Genomic DNA, 21228 nt, shown 5'->3' with positions numbered 1-21228 from the left:
CGAGCCGGGGTAATTTTGCATCATGTGTGGATTGTGGGTCAGCCTTAACATCGACTCGTCAGAAGCCGGCCGCAGCTTAAGCGCAATGGACGCGGTGGCGCACCGCGGCCCCGATGGCAAAAGACTTTTATCGGTGCAGACTTCGTGTGGTGAACTAAATCTGGGCCATCGCCGCCTATCAATCTATGACATTACGCAAGAAGCTGCCCAGCCGATGCAACGCGGTGATCTTTCTGTTGTGTTCAACGGCTCAATCTACAATTTTAAGGACCTTCGAACTGAACTCCAGACATTTGGAGTTTCTTTCACGACAACCAGTGACACTGAAGTTCTCTTGGCGGCATGGACTCACTGGGGATACGATCTCTTTCGCCGCCTAGACGGCATGTTCGCATTGATTATCTTCGATGCAGCGAGGCAGCAGCTTATCGCAGCACGAGATCGTTTCGGTGAGAAGCCGCTCCACCTCTGGCGAAGTGCAAGTGGCTCAGGCTTTGCATTTTCTTCGGAGTTACAACAATTTGCTCATGCAGGTATCATAGAAAAATGTTTGAACTGGGACGTTGCAAAAGTCTTTTTAGATCTTGGAATCGCTGAAAGGGGCCCTCATACTTTCATCAAAGGAATTGATCGAGTTCTTCCTGGAACTTGCATAACCATTGACCTAACGGGTAGCAGACCAGAATGGTCGAGCCGGCGTGTTTGCGACAGATACAGCCCCGATAAGGAAGCCGCCTTCAAAGATCCTGCGGTTGCAGCGGAGGCGCTCAGGGATGCGCTGCGATCATCTGTTTCGCTCCGCTTAGTTGCAGATGTCCCCGTAGGGAGCTGCTTGTCTGGCGGACTAGACTCGAGCTCAATAGCTCGTCTGGCGGCACAAATTCTGCCAATGGAGCAGAGCTTCGAATGCGTATTTGCTAGCTTCGACGAAAAAGACTGGAACGGTCGACAGGTAGGCGAGCAAATGTTCGCGGAAGCCGCTGCAAGTCTTCCCAACATGAATTTGCACCATGTCAGACCCAGCGATACTGAAATCGCCTCGTGCATTGACGATCTCTGCCTCCATCAAGGTGAGCCATTTGCTTCAACCTCCGTAATTGCTCAACGATTGGTTTTTGCCCACGCAAGGTCGCTCGGCTTAAAGGTAATGCTAGACGGACAGGGTGCCGATGAATTGCTAGTTGGATATGGTGGCATGGTCACATTCGGGCTTGCTGACACCCTCGCAAGTCGAGGCTTCAAGGCGCTTCAGGAGGAAAGTGAAGCGTTGGAGATCTCTAACGAAGGCCTTGATGTGCATCTCCTCAAGCGCTCTGCAATTGGCGCGCTACTTCCAGAGCCGCTTCGGCGAGGTATAGCTCGAATGCGCGGAAATTGGCCGCCAAAAGAACAGCTGACCTATGGCGCTATGCCGTCTTCGCCAAAAGCCGTTCCAAGTCTATCAAGGCTTGATTCGCAGATAGCGCACTTGCTCTCTGATCTTTCGTTACCGAGCCTGTTACGTTATGAAGATCGAAACTCAATGTCGTTTGGCGTTGAAAGCCGACTGCCCTTCCTTGGACTGGAGGTGACACGCGTTATCTCTGCAATCCCATCAAGCACGATGTACGCCAATGGGCGATCAAAGGCGCCATTGCGGGAAGCTATGCGGGGCATCGTCCCCGATGTTATTATAGATCGGCGTGACAAGATGGGCTTTCAAACTCCCAGTCAGCGCTGGATGACAGGGCCACTGCGCCAATGGATGCAACAAGGCGTTGAGCACGCCTGCAAGTCCCTGCCAAATCATGTGAATACACAGAAGGCTCAGGCTCTCGCACGCGACATCACCAACAACGCGACATCAGTGTTTCGGCTTGCATCACTTGGAAATTGGATGCTCATAAATAAAATTGAGCTATAGATGGCAACAACGACGCGTCCGCTAGTGTGCATTCTTGGATCAAGCTTGGTTCAAAACGATAGTCGCTTGGAAAAGCAACGCGAGTCCTTGATTGCGCGAGGATATCGCGTGGAAATGGTTGGTTGGCGAAACACTTCAGATTTAAATACCCGGGATATGGCGGGAGCTCGGGTCCTAGACACTTCCGCTCTCAGCAAAGTATTGCAACCGCTGGCGCAGAGTGCAGCATTCTTGACGCAGCGGCCTAGTACATCTGCCATGGGCATAGCCAATGCTTACGCGCGTCGCATTAGCTTAGCGATCGACTTAGTGCGCCTCCAGCCTAGTGCGGTCGTCGCTAGTGACCCAGAGACCCTCGAGGTTGCTGCTTGGATTAAGCCCCGTCTTGATTTCAAGCTGATATATGACGCTCATGAATATTATCCAGAGGAAGTTTTGGATGATACCGCTCGCGCAATAGCAGTTCACAGAATTCATAGGCGTGCAGCAGATCGAATTGATACCTTCATTACGGTTAATCCCCTGATTGCGCAGCTGTACGCAAACGATTACCCAAGATTTCCGGCCGCGCAAATTCTGAGAAATGCGCCAAAGGCTGGCAACCAACCGGACTATGATGGGCGGCTCCATAAGCTTTTGGACCTTGATCCTAGAACAAAAATCATTCTTCATCAGGGAAGACTATCGTCGATGAGAGGTCTAATTCCATTGGCGCTGTCGGCCGGCAAGCTGCCACCCAACTGGCATGTCGTTTTTATGGGGGCTGGGCCGCTTCAAGAAGATATTGCTCTGGCAGGGGGACAACGTTGTTCGGTGATCGCACCTCAACCCTGGGAACAATTGCCGCTTTGGACTGCTGGCGCGACTATTGGCGCTATTCTCTATGAGCCATTAGGTGCCAATCAAATTAACTGCTCGCCTAACAAATTATGGGAATTTCCAGCCGCAAATGTTCCAATTCTTGCGAGCCATTTACCCTATTTGAGCCAAGAAGTGCAGCTTTGGGGAATGGGCTGGATAACTGAGATTGAGTCGACTGAAATTGCTTCCCTGGTATGCAGGCTAACCAATACAGATTTGACCACTGCGCGTTCCCAATGTTCCCATTTTGCACGTTCAGTCTCGTGGGAAGTGGAAGTTGAAACATTATTGGCCGCCATTTCTTGATCGCGGACGAAGTGGGCTTTTTTCGTGGCGGATTGGCCTGCTTGGCACCACAGCCCACTTCGGCTATGACCTTGCTCAGCTGCACTAAGGAAGAAGAATGCGATTTGTCTATCTAACCGATGACGCAAAATCTATTGATAGACGCACGCTTCATCAAGCCGACACATTGGCCGAGAACGGCCACGAAGTCATCATAGTTGCCCGGCAGGACGGAACTGCCCCAACTTCAGCCCGCGTAGGCGGGGCAAAAATACATTGGGTTACAAATGACTATCCAAGATTTGTTGGGCCAACATTTTTAGGAATTGTGATCGGATTTATTCGCGGCTCAAGGCAGAAGGTGGCGGATTCGGGAAGGCAAAGTTGGTTAAAAAAGATAAAGCTTACCGGCCCTTTGCGAACCTTGGCGCTGTTCTTATTGCGCAGAGATACAGAATGGCCACGACTTATTCGTCGCTCTGGCGATAAATGGATGCCACTTCTGCGCAGGCTGCGTATTTGGCTACTTGTCTTGGTTTTAAGCATCCCTGTCGCGCTTGTGTCTCTTTTTGCGGGGTTGCTCGCTTTGGCCAAGTCAACGCTGCAGGCGATGTCCTACAACCCGGCTGGTACTGGCAAAGGTATCATGGCGGCTACGCCTTGGGACAAAACAATGGCGCACTATGGGGCGTATTATGACCCGGATGTGATTGTTGCTACCGACCTCCCTCAGCTTATGGGTGCGGTTATGGCGAAGCGTGCCACCGGAGCTGCGCTGGCATATGATTCTCACGAATTTTATAGCGATATCTCCTCACTCTCGCCCGAGGAACGAAGGTTTCTTCGAACCCGAGAACGAAAATTATTGCCAAAGGTTGACGTAGCGATAACTGTCAATCCCTTGATAGCGGATCTCTTCAAGGCGGTTTACGGTAAGACGTTTGTAACAATTCAAAATGCCACAACCACGCCCAAGGGTTTCAAGCCTGGTGTCAAAGGTACTCTATTTCATGAGCACCTAAAACTTCCAAAGAAGACGAAAATTCTCCTATACCAGGGTTGGATGCCGCGGCATGTACGTGGGTTAGAAGAGCTGATTGAAGCGTTCGCTTTCGTGAAAACCGACGTTCAATTAGTTATGATGGGATACGGAGATTTTGATGCGTTTGGGGAGGTTGCTCGAGCGGCAGGTGCCAGTGACCGGGTACATTTTGTCAAAGCAGTCGCTCAAGATGATCTAATTTGGTGGTCCGCTTCTGCTGATGTCGGTGTAATACCGTACAAGGCGATCGATAAACTTCACGAATTGTGTTCCCCCAACAAGCTTTACGAATTTATCGCGGCGCGTCTTCCGATCCTTGCAAACGATTTACCCTTCCTGCGACAAGTAGTTCACGGCGAGGGCTTTGGTCTTACGCGCGATCTCGGGACTCCAGAGTCCATAGCGAAAGCCATTGATGAGATTTTCGATCCGACCGCAGACCATTTGCAAAAGGCGAAATCAAACATGATGGAAAAGGGCGAGCGGTGGGAATGGTCGGCGGAATCAAAGCTATTTATGGAAGCCATACAGAGTTTGAAGCCCCAAGTTCCTGACAGACACTTTAGGAACGAGACTAAGAGGCTTGTAACCTACTCGGGGCTCTCAGATCGGGGCTCTGAGAAAATCCTCGCGCCAAATTAGGGCAGATTGGATGGCGGCAAGTTCCATGGGCAATAGACAGGTTTTCCTTCCGCTAAGCTCGCATCTAATTTTGGGTCTGAAATTGATGAAGTCTACGACAGTGCAGCAATCGCAGCAGCTAGTTCGTTAGTTCGCGTAGCCTCTTCGGTAAGTGCCATTTCAAGCGCTTGAACAGTATCTTCCAGAACTGCATTGCTTTCACTAATAAGTTTTGCGCGGCTAATCTCTTTTTCTAGATCTGCCTTCAACGCCGTGTTTAACGTTTCAAGATTTTGCCATTGTGCCGCTTTCTTTGCTGCCGCTGCATTCTTGTCCTTCAACTCCTGGACCGACAAAAGCAATTTTTCGCCTTCTTTGGATTTAGCCGCTAGTTCCGTCTCTAAACTGCGGACTTTCTGAAGTAGCTGCTTAGCCTTTGCTTCGCTTAAAGAGAGTGCTTTGCTCTGCTTAGCAGTTGTAACGGCCAAAGCGTTTAGCTCACCCTCTTTGGATTCTGCGTTACCCTCTAAGGTTTCTAAGCGCCTCGACGCGATTACCAATTCGCCTTCTAGTTGTTGAACCCGCGCACTTTCGCGTGCTAATTCCAAATTTCCAGAGTGTTCTAATTGCTGAACTCTTTCGGTAAGGGCCTCAGTCTCCTCGTTCTTTAAATTGAGATCAGCACTGAGGCCGGCAACTGATTGCGTGAGTGCTTCTGCATTTGCTAAGGCCGCACTCTTCTCGGCCTGAAGTTGCTCATTGAAAGCCTGCAGTGCATTCAATTCCTCTGCTTTGGCATTGAGATCAGCACTGAGGCCGGCAACTGATTGCGTGAGTGCTTCTGAATTTGCTAAGGCCGCACTCTTCTCGGCCTGAAGTTGCTCATTGAAAGCCTGCAGTGCATTCAATTCTGCTGCTTTGGCATTGAGGGCGGCAGTGATGGCATCTATTTCTTGTCGGAATTCTTCAATCTTCGAGAAGGCAGCATCTCTCTGCGATGTTAGTTGCTCGTTGGATGCGGTCAGCTCGCTAATTTGCTCTGCATTAGCATTAAAAGTTACCTCTATGCTGCTGGCGTGATTTTGGACGCTTTCTAGCAAAGAAGTTTTTTCTTGCTCGAGTTCCTGAAGCCTTACGTCCACATTTCTTGATAACTCCGCGATTTTCTCTTCATAGGCAGCGGCCTCTTGTATGGCAGATGCTGACTTGGCGTCCACTTCAGCCCATGCAGCCTTTAGCTCTGCACGAGCTTGCGCAAAATTTCGGCTTACTCGATCCGATGCAGACTGAAGGCGATCAAGCCGCATCTCTAAGAGCATAGCTTGCTGATTGGCTTCACTTAAAGCAGACAAGGCCCCGGCCCGTTCCCCCTTAAGGACTGCGTTTTCAACGCTGAGTGCAGAAACATAGTCTGCTAAATCTTGCAGCTTTTCGGGTGCACTGAGATCTTGCAGCGAAATCGAGGAAACACTGGACAGCGAGACCATGCCGTCTTCATTCTTTGGGCCTGCTTCTTGAGAGATAATCAATTTCTTGCCAGCCATTTTCTTGCTTTATCCCAATTTGGCATTTGCCATCCCAAACGCGGTTAAAACAGACTCACGGAATCGATCCGAATAAGCTCGTTGCACCGGCTCGATAGTCACTTGCGACAACGCAGCACTAGGGTCAAGATATCGATGCAAAGTCTTTCCTGTTGCCGTTGAAGATCACCAAAGCTAGACACGAAACTCGAGCCAAAGTCGCGAGAAAATCGTCGGTGGTTTGGCCTAACTCTGGCTTTGGGGGACGTTATTGTGAGTGCACCGAGTATTATGACGATCGTTGGCGCGCGCCCACAGTTCATCAAAGCTGCCGCGCTGAGTCGCGTCATTCAAAGCACTGGCCAACTAAGAGAATACATAGTCCATACAGGTCAGCACTTTGATGACAATATGTCCGAAATTTTCTTCCGAGAGCTTTCCATACCGGTCCCTTGGAGACATCTAGGTATAGGCGGTGGTGGCCACGGGGCAATGACGGGGCGAATGCTGATTGGCTTAGAAGAGCTTGTCAAATCAGACCGCCCTGATGCAATTTTGGTCTACGGCGACACGAACTCAACGCTTGCCGGCGCAATTACTGCTGCCAAAATGCAGATACCATTGATTCATGTCGAGGCTGGGCTTCGTTCGTTCAATCGAGCCATGCCAGAAGAGATCAACCGTCTTATCGCTGATCAACTATCTAGCCTTTTGTTCTGCCCAACAGAGGCCTCTGTAACGAACCTCAGGAATGAAGGTAATGGTGCGCAGATTGAGACAGTTGGCGACATCAACTTTGATGCGACCCTGTTTGCGATGCAGCAAAGTCGATCTCGTTCCGAAATTGTCGAAACACTTGAATTATCAGGAAAGCGTTTCGCATTGTGCACACTTCACCGTGCCGAAAACACAGATGATCTGGATCGGTTAAACAAAATCGTTCAATTCATTGAGCATCAAGCTAAAGAGCTGAATGTCATTCTGCCTCTTCATCCCCGTACACGCGCTGTTTTCAAAGCAAATCATATCGTGCCCAAAGGTGTTCGGGTGATTGATCCTCTCGGTTATTTTGACATTCACGCACTTATGGCCGGTTGCGACATCGTGATCACTGATTCTGGTGGTATGCAAAAAGAAGCCTACTTCCATGCCAGGCCGTGCATTACCCTGCGCGACGAGACTGAATGGGTCGAGACGATTCAGGCAGGTTGGAACCGACTTTGGACAGAAGACGATTGGTCGGCACCACGCCGCACTATCCACGACTATGGAGATGGCAAGGCAGCCAACAAAATAGTCAATCACATAGTTGATTTCTTAGGTAATTGTAGATCTTGACAAGAGGCCTACTAACCCTCGAAGCGCCAGACACGGTCAATGAATCGACGCTGCCAAAGTTCCAAGCATAACAAGCCCCAAAGCCGCCGCGCAAAACTTTGCTCTGCGCCTATGTCGTTTAGGATTTGCTTGGCATCGTAGTAAGGCCGCGATCTAGCCGCTTGGGTACTAAAGACGTCGTTGACCCAGGCAGCCAACTCTCCAGACATCCATTCTGGGAATGGCGTTGGGAAGCCTTGCTTATCCGTCCGAGCTAGAATTTCCGGCGGAAGTCCGTTCAGGAAGCTACCGCGTAGCATCGCTTTAAGCTCACCTCCGGGATATTTGATGTGACCCGGAATTTTCGCGGCTAACTCAATGACAGGCACATCCACGAACGGTACGCGAGACTCAATTCCGTGCGCCATACTCATCCGGTCTTCAACCTGTAACAGTGCTGGGAGCAAGAACTTGAAGTCAAACCTCGTCATGGCATCCATTGGGTGAAGGTCGACATTACCTTGGCGCTCAACAAACGCATCGCGATACACTTGTTGAACATAGTCCATATCCCATGCACTCGAGTAGACCGCTTTGCCTGCCTCACCGGTTCGGTTTACGATCCTAAAGTATCTTTCGCTTAGCGGATCAAAAAGACCAGAAGCCATTTGCTTTTTCAACATGGGCTTGTAGCTGGCTAGCTGGTTGAGGTTTGGCGCAATATCTTGCAGAGATGGCCGCAGGGAACCGCCTCGGCCCTCCACTTCGGCTTTAAAGGCCTCCTCAAAATAGCCAACCAGATAGCGGGAATAGCCACCAAAAATCTCATCACCGCCTTGGCCACCCAAGACCACCTTTACAGATTGGGCTGCCAACTTGGATACGTGGTATTGGGGAAACGACCCGGGCCCTGCTGTTGGAAAATCAAGGTGATAAATGACATCTTCTATCGTGCTTTCGAAGTCCTTATAGGTCAGCGCAACTTCACGCACATCCAACCCATAGTGCCGGCCGGCGGCACGTGCGTAAGGACTCTCATCGTACCCCGGATACTCTAAGAACTTGCCATGAAACGCTAGACCGCCGCCCATCTCGTGCTGTTGAGCCAACCCAGCAATAAGCGAGGAGTCGACGCCCCCTGAAACATAAGCTCCAACAGGCACGTCAGCCCGTAAGTGAAGTCTAACTGAATCAGAAATTGTCGCTTCAATCTCTTCATGAAAGCTTGAAGCCGTGCGGTCAAAATCTGGCTCAAACTTCATATCCCAGTATTGGCGGACGCTCACATTACCATTCGAGACAATTGCCAGGTGGCCCGCCCGTAATTGAGAAATGCCCTTAAACAGCGTCTTGTCTGTAACTGAAAACTGAAACGCAAAGTACTCAGATAGCCCCTCCGGATCCACTTCGACACTTGGCAAAAATGGCAGCAGCGCCTTCGCCTCAGAAGCAAAGTAAAACACATTGTCGTGGATCGCATAGTAAAATGGTTTAATGCCGCCCTGGTCGCGGGCGCAGAAGAGTCGCTGGAGTTTAGCATCCCAAATCACAAAGGCGAACATTCCTCGCAAGTGGTTGACGCAATCAATGCCCCAGCGGTTGTAGGCCGCCAAAATGGTTTCCGTGTCTGATTGAGTTTTGAATGGATAACTAGCAAGCAACTCAGCACGAAGTTCAATGAAATTGTAAATCTCACCATTAAAACAAATGACGATGTCCCCATCGCCGATCATAGGCTGACTGGCAGCATTACTCAGATCAATGATCGACAATCGGCGGTGGGCCAGTCCAACCTTGTCGCTGGGCTCGCGCCATTGCCCAGCTCCATCAGGCCCGCGGTGCGCGATCAATTCGCCCATCCGTTCAAGACGACGGGATAACAATGGGATGGGCTCACTATTCAGTGTTGCAGCACCAGCAATTCCGCACACAGTTCAAAATCCTTCGGTTTAATCAAGTGCGCGGACGGCCTCATTTGGTGGCTGATCGACTTGCACACGCACGTCGCCACTGATAATTCCATTCAATAAGCATGTCACCGGTAACTTCGCAGCTGGGGGCGCCATTAGCAAATTGGCGCTTCTGGACAACGAGCATGTGTAGTGCCAAGAGAGGCTAATTTGTTAAACATATCGAGGTCTTAAGTGGCGGCATTTGTTCATCCCCAAGCCGAAGTTCATGGGACGGCTAAGCTCGGAGACGGCGTAAAAGTTTGGGCGCGCGCAGTGGTTCGTGAAGGCGCGACATTAGGAAGTGAAACCATTGTTGGGACCGCCGCATTTGTGGACACAAATGTACAAGTGGGCGCGCGGTGTAAGATCCAGAATAATGCCTGCATTTATCATGGTGCCGTATTGGCCGACGGGGTCTTCATCGGCCCTGCTGTCATCGTCCTTAATGATAAGACTCCACGCGCGATCAACAAGAATGGCACTCTAAAAACCGCTAGCGACTGGGACGTTTCTGGCGTCACAATTGGCGAGGGTGCTGCCATTGGCGGAGGCGCGGTCTTATTGCCAGGCGTAACAATTGGCAAATGGGCCTTGGTCGGCTCCGGCGCCGTGGTAACTAAGGATGTTGATGCTTTTGCGATGGTTGTCGGAAATCCCGCGCGTGTCATTGCTTATGTTGACGAAAATGGTGAGAGATTGGCCGACTGGCATCGGCCAAGTGATGCTTAGTTCAATCTAGTGAAATCCAGTTTGCAGAGTACGATTTTCGGCAATTTTCAATTAAACTGACGTATTTGAGATAAGCTTTCGGCTTCGCCCCGTTAACTTCAAAGTCGAATAATGCCGCTTCTTTGATTTTGCTGGAACAAAGCGGAACTATGAGACCAGGAGCTCAAACGATGAATTAAGCTTAAAATGCCTGAAAACAGGCAGGGTAATCTATGTCGACACCCATCCTTTTTGTGCTCTAAAGTTAGCATCGACTTGCTCGCGCTTGGCCAAAATTTCATTCATATAGACAATGAAGCGTTCCGACTCAGCCGTCGATTGATTTGTCTCGCTAATGATCGCATTGCGCAATTTTTCGTTTCGACACTCACCTTCTACAAACCACCAAAGCGGATGGCTCAAGAAATGAATGTCTACCCCTTTGCGTATCAAGTCCCAAGGAGTCTTTACCCGCCAACTCATTGAGCTGTCCGAGACGTAAGAAAACCGGGCCCGCCATTTCTCCGAATATGCTTCGTGTGTGATATGGCCCTCCACGTCAAACAACGGACTATCTGTCGGTATGTGCTGCGAAGCAGAAATGATGCTTGTTTCTACCACGTCCGAAAGCGCGTCTACTTCATGGCGAAACTGAAGGGCCATTTTGGTCTGGTCGGCAGGGTAGATGGAACTGTCCCAATGCAACCCAACTTCGTGTCCGAATGAAACTATCTGCTTTAGGCGCTTACGATTGGATTTCGCGAATGGATTGTAATAATCGTTCGCAGCCATAACGAAATATGTTGATCTGACGCCTAAGTCAGCTTCGCACTCTGCCATTGTCAATGCTGCAGCAATGGAAAAATCGATATCATGACGCAAAATCATTGTTTTCGGCGCAGTCTCCAGCGCGTCACGAAACGGAACACAACAATAGCCTTCTGCCAAAGCTAAAGTGATCAAGTCACGGTAAGCGGGTTGTGAAAAACTACAAAGCTCGCAGCCTTTCGGAGGTACCCTTTGATTTTTCAATAGTGTCTGATCATTCTTGCGGTGACAGCCTCAACACTATGGACCGCCAAGGCATAAGCTCGCGAACGCGTTGACAGGATCGAATGTGTGTGCCGACTTTTAACAAAGTCGGCAACAACTTCTCCAATATTCGATGGTTCAGCTTGTATGATTGGCAGCGTTGACGGATAAAGATGTCTAATATCAGGGCGAATGTAATTGATCACTGGCACACCTAGGGCCATTGCTTCAATCCCAACAACGCCATGCGCACCGGCCAGCAATTGATCGATCAATAGGTCCGATTCTGCCATTCTCTGCACAACTTCTTGATGTGTAAATCCCGTCATATACTCAACCTCAATCGGTAGTCCTTCGCTGATCAGACGGCTAAGTGCCGCTTCAATGTAAGCGCTACCTTTCAGGTCGGCAGCAGACGGAGCATGAAGAATCTTGATCGGCCCAGTCGAATTCCGAGCCCTCGGTTGATATGGACGCCCAAGCGCTTCAATTTCTAATGCGCCAATGTTAACGGCCTGGGGCAAATGAACTGAGCCTGGAATGAATTCCAACAGATCGGGCGTAGACATAAAAACTTTGTTTGCGTAACGCGCCGCTAAAATGCGCGCCTTGTTCCTATTTTGGTTGCACGCCATAGGCCAACAAACTGAACACATATTGATTCCGTATTTCTCCTGTACCGACTTGCTATCGCGAATATCGCAGCCGTGGAAATGCATATAAACTTTCTTTCCCAAACGCCGCAGCCATCTAAGATCCCATAACTCCTGTCCGCTAAGAGAAGTTCCGAAATGGAAATGAAAAACATCATGATTGAGTACGGCCCAACTAGCAAAATTAGCATCCAGACGGTCAATGATGGTGTCCGTTTCTCTGCTATAAGCACCCGAAGGGAAGGTATAAGATTTTGAATTTAAACCAAATTTTCGTTCTTGACTGGCTAGCATGCCAGGTATGCCGGCAATGTTAAACATGCCATGAAATATCCGGCCAACCTTCGGTATAGAGACGGCACCTTCTCGAGGGAGCAATGCTTCATTCAAAGCCATTTTTGGGGTCTCTTTCCTGCTTTATTAATCGTGCGGTGCGGGGTATCAGAGCATGACCAAGAGCACAAGTAGCTCTAATAGCTTGGAAAGTTCGAGATCGAAAATGAAGCACGTTTCTTTGGAAACCCCAGAGATTTCTCGTTTGGGGCAAATTTGGACGCAATGGTGGGCAGTCCAAATTGGAGCAAGTTCTACGAATACTTTACAGTTCTTGACGTCAGCAGAGGATTATGAGGAAAATCCAGATTTATCGTCAAAAAGCGTTTTGATGAAATCAGCGTCAGACATCTACTCCAATGCAATTTCAAGGCACCGTGCTTCAGGAGAGAGGCTCCCAAGCCTCATTTGGCTGGATGGCAAGTCAATTGTGCAAAAGTCAGTTTTCGAGCTGGGGTGTGGCGCTGGGTTTACAATCAACAAGCTCGGTCCTTTGGTGAAAAGAAGCCTTGGTATTGATTGTTCAGAACTTGCCATTCGGCTGGCGAAAGGTGTGCAAACAGAGCGGTCCCGTTTCGCTCACACATCAGAAACCATTTTGCTCCGAGATATCAGGGGAACATTTGACTCTGGATTTGCAAGCCTTGTCTTTCCCTTTCTCAACCGGGAGAATGTCGCTTTACTATTAGGGCTCGCATATCAACTCTTGAAAAAAGGTGGTCAATTTGGCGCGGACTTTCATTTTGACGACAAGCCAATACCAGGCGCAGCGTTAGCCCCGTCTGATCCACAAGATCTAAACAACTGCGTGAGACCTGTACTGTTTTCTGCAGAGGAGATTAAGGAGCTGTGCGAGAGTGTCGGATTTAAAGTGATCGAACAGCGCAGCATCGACGCTATCAAGAAGCGATTTGTGACAATCGCTAAGCCGTAGGCCTTGAATTTCAAAGGATGCAACCTGCACATTTTTCCATCTGGCTCTACCAATCATCTCGGCCACAAGAGCAGCTTAGCGACTATCTGGCGTCGATGCTTTGACCAATTGTTGCAACACAAGCCGTGATCGCTGGAAGTCTTGCTGGTTCGTTGCAGGTGCGCCCATGACAGTCTCAAGCTTTTGAACATCCTTGACGACGAGTGCCTGTAGTCCAACTGTCGCATCCTCACCAATCTTTCGTTGGTTCATTATACACACAGATGGTGCCAGCCACGCGCGATCACCAATTTTGACGCTGCCACCGACCATGGAGTTCGCAATTATGACAGCATCACGTCCGACATCTACGTTGTGTGAGATGTGAACTTGGTTATCAATCTTCGCGCCATCGCGAATGATCGTATTTCCAAGGGTGCCCCGATCTATACTGCTATTGGAGCCAATCTCAACGTTATCTCCAATTACAACGCCCCCGAGATGGGGAAATTTGTACATTGCGCCATCAACGTCACGCTCGTAACCGAAGCCATCTGCACCAATAACTGTCCCCGCATGAATGGTTGCATTCTCGCCTATTGTGACCGACGAGTAGATCGTTACATTGGGATGCAAAATTGTGTTGGCACCAATGTTACAATTCGGACCAATAACACAATAGGCCCCGATATTGGCACTTTTGTCGATGGTTGCTTGCTCGCTAATGATTGCGGTCGAATGTACGATACCTCTTTCTATCGCCGGCACAAAGAAAGACGAGACTACTTTGGCAAACACAAGCCTTGGGGTCTGTACATAGATTGCGTTGAGATTTGGCGGCAATTCTGAGCCAATTAAAGCCTTTGGTACTATCATTGTTGTCGGTTGCCTTAACGACAACAACAGATCCTTGTTTGTTGGGTCGTTCAAAAATGAAAGACCGTGCTCAATCGGCATGTGCAACGGGCAAGGTGCGCTAATTGTAGCAGTCATATCGCCAATGAACTCAAGCACCAATTCTCCAAGAGAATTCAAGACAGCATTCACACTCACAGACATAAGCGTTCCTCCTATAGAGCAACCTTTTCGGGACTATCATCACGTATAAATCGAAAATTCTGACACCACTTCAAGGCACTCCTCAAGAACTGGAGCAAATCGTCCGAACCACATTGCACTTTTATAAGCGCTTACGTTATTCGGACTTCAGGTGTCAGCTTAAACCAAATTCATAAGAATTATACTTTGACGATCTTGTCGCGGAACTGGCCAGTAAACTTCGCACAAGCATTTCTTGAGTCTACGACCAATGGCACCGATTGCAGCAATAATTCATAATCAACATTGTCATGATCCGTTGAAATCAAAGCGCAGTCAAAACCTGAAAGCGTTGCAGCATTAAAATCTACGCCCTTCCAGCCCTCCATTTCCGGATGCTCGCGAATGAATGGAACAATCGGCAAATAGGGGTCATAATATTCAACCTCAGCACCTCTTTGCTTCAACAACTCAACAAGATGCAGGGAAGGGCTTTCGCGCATGTCGTCAACATTTTTCTTATAGGACAAGCCCATTACCAAAACGCGGGACCCATTGACGGACTTCTGCAACTTATCATTCAACGCCAAAGAGAGCTTTTCGATAGTCAAGCGTGGCAGTTGAGCGGTAACATCACCTGCCAATTCAATGAAGCGAGTTGAAACGCCATGCGCGCGCGCTTTCCAAGTCAGGTAGAAAGGGTCAATAGGGATGCAATGCCCCCCAAGGCCTGGGCCTGGATAGAAAGCATGGAAGCCAAATGGTTTTGTCTTTGCGGCATCTACAACTTCCCAAACATCAATACCCATCTCACCAAACACTTGGTTCAACTCATTGACGAGGGCAATGTTAACTAGGCGATAGATGTTCTCGGTTAGTTTCACGGCTTCAGCCGTCTTCAAGTCAGACACTGGGACGGGGGTGGTGATTGTGCCGTAGAGCGCAACAGCCATATCGCGCTCCGCATCAGTATTCGCCCCGACTACTTTTGGAATTGTCCCCGTCGAAAAATCGGGATTGCCTGGATCTTCACGCTCAGGGCTATAGGCAATTGCGAAATCCTTATGTGCTTTTAATCCACTAATGCTTTCCAAAATTGGGCGCATCACATCTTCACTTGTACCGGGATAAGTTGTCGACTCAAGCACAACCAGCTGTCCAGCACGAAGGTGCTGTGCCACCACTTCTGTTGTTCTCTCAACAAAAGTCAAATCTGGCTCCCGGTGAATATTTAATGGGGTAGGCACACAAAGGAGAAGTGCATCTGTTTCCGTCATTTTTGATGCAATTGTGGTTGCTGAGAAGCGGCCAGTGGCCACCATGGCGGCTACAACCTCATTGTCGATATGATGAAAATAGGACTCGCCAGAATTCAACTGATCGACCCGACGTTGATCAATGTCAAAGCCGACCACCGTTAGCCCAGCATCAACAAACGCACGGGCCAATGGCAGACCAACATAACCCATACCTATCACACAGACTTTCAAGGCACCTGTTCTTGCCCGCGCCTGCCAATCTGAAGCCACTGCCCGCAGCTCTGAATTCTGGCTCATCATGCCGCCCCATAGAAGGAGTGAATAGCACCAATGATGTAGTCTTGGGTTTCTTCATCAAGATAGGGATGCATTGGCAAACTCATGACTTTCTCTGCCAATGCTTCGGTCACGGGCAATCCGCCAGGGCCGACTGGAAACTTTTCATAGGCTGTTTGTTTGTGCAGTGGAATAGGATAGTAAACCGCTGTCGGAACTCCCTTTTCTTTCAGAAACTTGACCAGCTCATCACGATTTTCGACTTGCAAAGTGTATTGTGCCCAAGTGGATACAACCCCATCCGACACATGCGGCACAACAGCCACGTTGCTAAGGCGCGAATTGTAGCGGGCGGCAACCTTGTTGCGGAGGTCAATTTCCTCTTGGAAAATGCTGAGTTTCTCTAATAGGATCGCGGCTTGGATTGTATCAAGGCGTGAATTCATTCCGATACGCATGTTAAGATACTTTGGATCGTGGTCAAAGGTACGGCCTTCGAGATCGGACGCAATCGCCTTGCCGTGGACACGCAAGCTGTCCATGATGTCAAACAACTCCTTATCAGTCACGAGAGTTGCTCCACCGTCGCCATAGCAACCTAAAGGCTTAGCTGGGAAAAAACTGGTGGTCACCGCATCGGCCCATTTGATGGGATGTTCGCCGTTGATCGTGGTACCAAATCCTTGGGCGCTATCAGCGATCAGCTTCAGACCGTATGTATCAGCAATTTCGCGCAACGCAGGATAATTTGCGGCTTGACCAAACAAACAAACCCCGATGATGACTTTAGGAATTAACTTTCCTTCCGCCAACACCATCTTTATCGCCGCCTCAAGATGCACTGGATCCATGTTGTATGTATCAGGCAGTACATCAACGAAAATCGGAGTTGCTCCCATCCATGGCACAACTTCCGCCGTCGCACAAAACGTAAAGCTTGGCACAAAAACCGCATGCCGTGGCGTCAATCCCCAAGCCATAAGTGGCAGGACCAATGCTTCTGTGCCGTTTGCATTAGACAAGGCGTACGGTGCATTGCTAAACGCTGCCAACTTTGCTTCAAATTCGCGAACCTGCGGGCCCATAATCCACTGGCCAGCATTTACAGCCCCCATCACAGCCTGATCAATTCGGTCGCCTAAGCGCTGGCGCTGTGCTTGAAGGTCGATAAATGCAATATTCGCGGGGGCGCTTTGTATAGTCATATCACAACCCTTTTTTTTGTGATTTTTTGCCCGGAAAAGGGCAATTAAGAAAATCTTGCTTAATTTTTAGCGATTCTTTCGGGCCATATTTGCCTACTTGCCACTACTCAAAACACGTAACACACGCAATCCCTCGTCCGCATCGGTTCTTGGTGTTGAGATTGTGCCTCGCACGCATTCAATAAAATGCTCACACTCTGCGCGGAGCGGCTCGTGCGATGGGTAGTCAATGGAAACCGGCTCTGCTTTGATCGGTTCTGGGCCTGCTGCGGTCATTTTCACCGAATGGCTATAGAGCCGGAGCTTGTTTGCCGCAGGCGCACTGTCTTCAAAAACCGCCATGGCCTCGGTCCCGATAACAACCAAGCGGTGCTCTTTGAAAGGGTGAAGCCAAGACGCAAAAATGTGAGCAGTCGCGCCGTCGCCAAAGTCCATTTCTAATCGCGAAATATCATTAATTTTGTCCGTAATATAGCCTCCACCTGACGCAGAAACTTTGAGCGGTTCGCGACCAAATAGGGCCAATAACATGGAGACATCATGGGGCGCAAAACTCCACAAAGCATCTTCATTGGTTCGAAATTTGCCAAGACTTAAGCGATGAGAATAAGCGTGGATTACGCGGCCAAGTTTGCCACTTTGGACCATCCAAAGCAGTGTTTCAAATGCAGGATGATAACGCAGCAAATGGCCAACCATCAGGGTGCGATTTGCTAACTCAGCGGCTTTCTTCATCGCTTCGCCGTCAACCATGTTCAATGCGATCGGCTTTTCAACATAAACATGCTTGCCCGCATTTGACGCAGCAATCGACAGTTCAGCATGTAACTCCGCAGGAGCAGCGATTGCGATGCCGGTAATTGCATCATTGGCTAGAGCTTCAGAAAAACTCATCGCGTTGACATTGTACTGATCCGCTAGCGACTTTGCAGTATCAGCAGAAGGATCAATGATCCCGCCTAACACACCAATTTCCGCAAAGTTCCTCACGAGGTTGCGGCCCCAATAGCCGCAGCCGACGACTGCAATAGTGCTCATGTTTGGAATTTTCCTGTATTCTGTGATCTACGTTGCATCGCCAATGCAACGAGATTGCGCCGATACGCGCTTTCCCTACGTTTGTTTTCGACCTAAGTAAATATAATGCCGTGACCATCCTCGCAATTCAAATTTGTAATTGGCAGATACGGTCCGTTCAACTGAAGTGAACCGTTGAGAGATCAGGCGCGATGAAAGTAGCTGAGATTCTCGGGCGTGACTGATCGAAATTTTCGTCTAAAGAAGCCTAATGTTTTCGACCTTCTCCTAGTCCGAAATGAGGCCCAAAAATGCGCAACACGGAATTTGTGACCACTGTCTTTTTGGACCCTTGGACCGACGTCGCTGACAAGAACACAGTTTTCACGTTCAGATTGGCCGAAGTCCTAACAAAAGACATTGATCGACTTCGGTGCCGCCTTTGGCAGCTTGATTCTAGCCAAATGCCACCGGAATGGAAGGTTGTTCAAGATTGGCGACCATTTCCTCCGGAGCCGCAAAAAAGTAGATATGTCGGCAATACCGCATTCCAGATTGATCTGTCGCTTGGCATTGACGATGTGCCTGAGAAAGCTATTTGGCTGGGGAATCTGACAATTGTGGAGCGATTATCCAGCAATAAGTTATCATTAATGCGATTGTTGATGATCCCTGTTTGGAGCACCCCGCTGAGCATTTGCGATGAGGTCAAATACATTGCCAATGAGCTAGCCGAGGTTAGCATAGCACTCATTAGTTTGCGCGAAGGTCGTGAGGTGTCGTCTAATAGAGTGAAAGACGGTCGCTTCTTTGTTTGTTCAGCCGTTAGCTTTGAGCTAAGTGCATTCGAGCACTACTTTGAGTTTTCGGATCGTTTGATTGCTGCAATGGCGAGGCCTGCCATTGGCAATAAGCGTTTGCAACTTCTTGCTTGGATAATTCTCACAATTGCGGAGGGTTATAGACATGCAGAAGTCAATACTGCTCATGTAAGGTCACTTCATGCCACAACAGCACACTGTGGAACTTTCAGTTACATGCTGGGCCAAGTGCTAGAAGCTTCCGGGTTTTCGGTTCGTGTTGTCGAGATAGACGGACCATTAGAAAGCCAGCATGCCGTCGTAGAGTGTTTTATTGCTGAGACGTCGCTTGTAATTGATGCTTTTGCTGGAGCGTTGGCTGTCGCGAGTGTGGAAGAAATTCGCGAGGGAGGGGTGCAGCCTGAGACCATACTTGGTTTTTGGCCAGACCAAGAGCCGCTCTTGGATGTCCTTGGTCAAATCGTTAACGCGGACACACTCTGGTTTGAGGTTCAATCAATTGATCGGACCGTTCGGTCGACTGCGTTGGCTGCCCGCGCGCAATGAAAATCTGTCATATTCACTAGTGGCAGCGGGTAGGTTTGCCTCCGTCAATATCTGACTGTAAGCATCCTTGGCTTTTCTGAAGTCGGAATAGAGAGCGGTTTTGTCGCGGTTCGGCGATGACATGTTGAGATCTTTGACAACATGATCGCCAATATCCATCCAAGAAATCAGCGGCAAACTAGGATCAAGCCGATCGACCCAAGGCCCTATTGCTGCCAGTAAAATCGGGCGACCGGCCAACGCGTATTCTGACACTTTGCCCGGGACTGCTGTACTCTCGGTCCCAGAGACAAGCGCCAAAGCATCAGCACCTAATTGTAAAGCACGGGCACGATGGGCGCTAACGGCACCCAAACAAATAATTTTGTCGCGATGTGCTGATCGCGCTATGCTGGCCGTCTCGTCTTCTGACAGGTTTCCCGCCAACCAAAGCCGCAAAACAGGGACTCTAGCTGCCGCGCTTTCAAAACTCTCCAACAACGGGGTGAACTGACTAAGGGGGTTCGATAGGCTAAACGAACCAGTATGCACAATGTTAAAAGTCTGAGACGGTAGTATTTCAATCTCGCCGTCAAACGGCAACGCAAAATGGCCAATGATTTCCTTGCGAACGGCAGGGCTACAAAATGGCGCATATTCATTCATCACAGTGGAATCGACAGCTACCAATGCGTCGGCAGACCGTAAGGATTTTCGCGCGATAAATGTTTCAATCCAGCGACGCATTTGACTAGCCTTTAAAACCGCTCGCTGGGGCGGCTCAATCCAATTGTCACGCGCTTCTACCAGCCAGTTGCATCCCAGAGCGCGCTTTAACAAGGCACCCATAAGATGCAACGATTCAGGCGGGCTGGTTGTGATTATCCAATCCCAAGTGGCACCACCCTTCGCGCTTCGCTTAATTGCTCTCATTAACCGAACCGCGAAGCGAATCTCAGGATCAGGTAACAAAAGCCAAATCCTAGCCCAACGCGCCAATTTTGCTAAAGGCGGATCTATCTGAACGCTTTTCGCAGGCTGGGCAACATCGGGCCGGCTAGGAAAGGTTGGATGCTTCACAGTGATGGCTTGATGGTCATCGAGGCCAATAGGGCCCGCCAAGTCTACGCTATGGCCCAATTCTCGCAACATTGTAGCAAGCGCAAATGGCCTGCGTGCCCCGCCGGACACTTCAGGTGGAAAATGTCTAACAATCAACAAGATGCGCAAGAATGCAACTCCCTGCCGTGACTTCTGGTGGGTCTCCCTGAAACCAAATCAGTTGACCCAGGGTTGTCTCGGCGGCTAATAGTGGCACGTTATCATTTTGTTTTACACGGTGCACCTCATGTCAAGTCAAACTAATTCGCCAAAGCCTGCATTTGTTCATGAATCCAGCTTTGTTGACGACCATGTTAGCATTGGCGCAGGCAGCACTGTTTGGCATTTCAGCCACATATTGCCACATACCAACATCGGCGAGCGCGTGTCGATCGGTCAAAACGTTGTCGTAGGACCGGACGTTTCGATTGGGTCTGGGTGCAAAATTCAAAATAATGTTTCCATATACAAGGGTGTAACACTGGAAGAGGATGTGTTTTGTGGGCCTTCCTGCGTCTTCACAAATGTCACAACGCCGCGAGCTTTCGTGAGTCGCAAGGACGAATTTGCTCAAACGCTTGTGAAACGCGGGGCGAGTATCGGTGCGAACGCAACGATTGTGTGCGGCCACAATATAGGCGCTTTCGCGCTTATCGCGGCCGGCGCGGTGGTGACAAGAGATGTTCCTGACTTCGCCCTAATGGCTGGTGTTCCGGCGCGCAGAATCGGCTGGGTGTCTCGCGAGGGTGAAGTCTTGGGGCCTGACCTCGTGTGCCCCAGGACGAACGAGACCTATGAGGAAACAGCAAATGGCTTGGTGCCAAAGACCTCAAGCTGAACCGA

At 49.5% G+C, this 21228-nt stretch carries 17 protein-coding genes; 8 read left to right on the top strand and 9 right to left on the bottom strand.

Features of this window, described 5'->3' with window-relative positions:
• Positions 1–22 precede the first annotated feature (22 nt).
• From asnB (ACOVRA_RS09425) to ACOVRA_RS09415, 3 genes are all read left to right on the top strand, one after another.
• Positions 23–1903, top strand: coding sequence for an asparagine synthase (glutamine-hydrolyzing) (asnB, locus tag ACOVRA_RS09425; protein ID WP_421720069.1), 1881 nt, complete (start codon positions 23–25; stop codon positions 1901–1903).
• A gap of 66 nt (positions 1904–1969) precedes the next feature.
• On the top strand, positions 1970–3070 hold the full coding sequence (locus ACOVRA_RS09420) for a glycosyltransferase (protein WP_421720068.1): 1101 nt from the start codon (positions 1970–1972) through the stop codon (positions 3068–3070).
• A gap of 97 nt (positions 3071–3167) precedes the next feature.
• Positions 3168–4733 carry a glycosyltransferase gene (locus tag ACOVRA_RS09415; protein ID WP_421720067.1) on the top strand — a complete coding sequence of 522 codons (1566 nt, stop codon included), beginning with the start codon at positions 3168–3170 and terminating at the stop codon, positions 4731–4733.
• A 92-nt stretch (positions 4734–4825) separates the two neighbouring features.
• On the opposite strand, the gene ACOVRA_RS09410 is transcribed toward ACOVRA_RS09415, so the two are convergent.
• Entirely contained in the window at positions 4826–6256 is a 1431-nt protein-coding gene (locus tag ACOVRA_RS09410) for a hypothetical protein (RefSeq protein WP_421720066.1), read from the bottom strand.
• A 252-nt stretch (positions 6257–6508) separates the two neighbouring features.
• On the opposite strand from ACOVRA_RS09410, the gene wecB reads away from it, so the two are divergent.
• Complete coding sequence (gene wecB / locus ACOVRA_RS09405) at positions 6509–7573, top strand: non-hydrolyzing UDP-N-acetylglucosamine 2-epimerase (protein ID WP_421720065.1); 1065 nt, start codon at positions 6509–6511, stop codon at positions 7571–7573.
• 11 nt (positions 7574–7584) lie between these two features.
• Here wecB and asnB (ACOVRA_RS09400) read toward each other — a convergent pair whose 3' ends face one another.
• Complete coding sequence (gene asnB / locus ACOVRA_RS09400) at positions 7585–9483, bottom strand: asparagine synthase (glutamine-hydrolyzing) (protein ID WP_421720064.1); 1899 nt, start codon at positions 9481–9483, stop codon at positions 7585–7587.
• Positions 9484–9696: 213 nt separating this feature from the next.
• On the opposite strand from asnB (ACOVRA_RS09400), the gene ACOVRA_RS09395 reads away from it, so the two are divergent.
• Complete coding sequence (locus ACOVRA_RS09395; protein ID WP_421720063.1) at positions 9697–10233, top strand: DapH/DapD/GlmU-related protein; 537 nt, start codon at positions 9697–9699, stop codon at positions 10231–10233.
• A 210-nt stretch (positions 10234–10443) separates the two neighbouring features.
• Here the strand turns inward: ACOVRA_RS09395 and ACOVRA_RS09390 are convergent, their stop codons facing one another.
• Positions 10444–11244, bottom strand: coding sequence for a hypothetical protein (locus ACOVRA_RS09390; protein WP_421720062.1), 801 nt, complete (start codon positions 11242–11244; stop codon positions 10444–10446).
• Complete coding sequence (locus ACOVRA_RS09385; protein ID WP_421720061.1) at positions 11241–12293, bottom strand: glycosyltransferase; 1053 nt, start codon at positions 12291–12293, stop codon at positions 11241–11243. The genes ACOVRA_RS09390 and ACOVRA_RS09385 overlap by 4 nt, the downstream gene beginning before the upstream one ends.
• A 103-nt stretch (positions 12294–12396) precedes the next feature.
• Here ACOVRA_RS09385 and ACOVRA_RS09380 point away from each other — a divergent pair, with 103 nt between their 5' ends.
• Positions 12397–13164: a methyltransferase domain-containing protein gene (locus tag ACOVRA_RS09380; protein ID WP_421720060.1), complete on the top strand. Its 768-nt coding sequence runs from the start codon at positions 12397–12399 to the stop codon at positions 13162–13164.
• 75 nt (positions 13165–13239) lie between these two features.
• Here the strand turns inward: ACOVRA_RS09380 and ACOVRA_RS09375 are convergent, their stop codons facing one another.
• The 4 genes from ACOVRA_RS09375 to ACOVRA_RS09360 form a co-directional block, all read right to left on the bottom strand.
• The gene (locus tag ACOVRA_RS09375; protein WP_421720059.1) at positions 13240–14202 is read right to left on the bottom strand and encodes a UDP-3-O-(3-hydroxymyristoyl)glucosamine N-acyltransferase; all 963 of its coding nucleotides are present in this window, start codon (positions 14200–14202) and stop codon (positions 13240–13242) included.
• Between the two features lie 179 nt (positions 14203–14381).
• Complete coding sequence (locus tag ACOVRA_RS09370; RefSeq protein WP_421720058.1) at positions 14382–15740, bottom strand: nucleotide sugar dehydrogenase; 1359 nt, start codon at positions 15738–15740, stop codon at positions 14382–14384.
• Positions 15737–16921, bottom strand: coding sequence for a DegT/DnrJ/EryC1/StrS family aminotransferase (locus ACOVRA_RS09365; protein WP_421720057.1), 1185 nt, complete (start codon positions 16919–16921; stop codon positions 15737–15739). Before ACOVRA_RS09365 ends, ACOVRA_RS09370 begins: the two co-directional genes overlap by 4 nt.
• Before the next feature lie 93 nt (positions 16922–17014).
• A complete protein-coding gene (locus tag ACOVRA_RS09360) occupies positions 17015–17959 on the bottom strand; it encodes a Gfo/Idh/MocA family protein (protein WP_421720056.1) in 945 nt (314 codons plus the stop codon).
• Between the two features lie 290 nt (positions 17960–18249).
• On the opposite strand from ACOVRA_RS09360, the gene ACOVRA_RS09355 reads away from it, so the two are divergent.
• Complete coding sequence (locus ACOVRA_RS09355) at positions 18250–19305, top strand: hypothetical protein (RefSeq protein ID WP_421720055.1); 1056 nt, start codon at positions 18250–18252, stop codon at positions 19303–19305.
• Here ACOVRA_RS09355 and ACOVRA_RS09350 read toward each other — a convergent pair.
• On the bottom strand, positions 19255–20475 hold the full coding sequence (locus ACOVRA_RS09350) for a glycosyltransferase (protein ID WP_421720128.1): 1221 nt from the start codon (positions 20473–20475) through the stop codon (positions 19255–19257). The genes ACOVRA_RS09355 and ACOVRA_RS09350 overlap by 51 nt on opposite strands.
• Positions 20476–20632: 157 nt before the next feature.
• Between ACOVRA_RS09350 and ACOVRA_RS09345 the strand changes: the two genes are divergently transcribed.
• Positions 20633–21223 carry an acyltransferase gene (locus ACOVRA_RS09345; RefSeq protein WP_421720127.1) on the top strand — a complete coding sequence of 197 codons (591 nt, stop codon included), beginning with the start codon at positions 20633–20635 and terminating at the stop codon, positions 21221–21223.
• Positions 21224–21228 lie beyond the last annotated feature (5 nt).

Source organism: Aquidulcibacter sp. (assembly GCF_049239865.1).
GTDB lineage: Bacteria > Pseudomonadota > Alphaproteobacteria > Caulobacterales > Aquidulcibacteraceae > Aquidulcibacter.
This window is presented reverse-complemented; position numbering and strand designations above follow the sequence as displayed.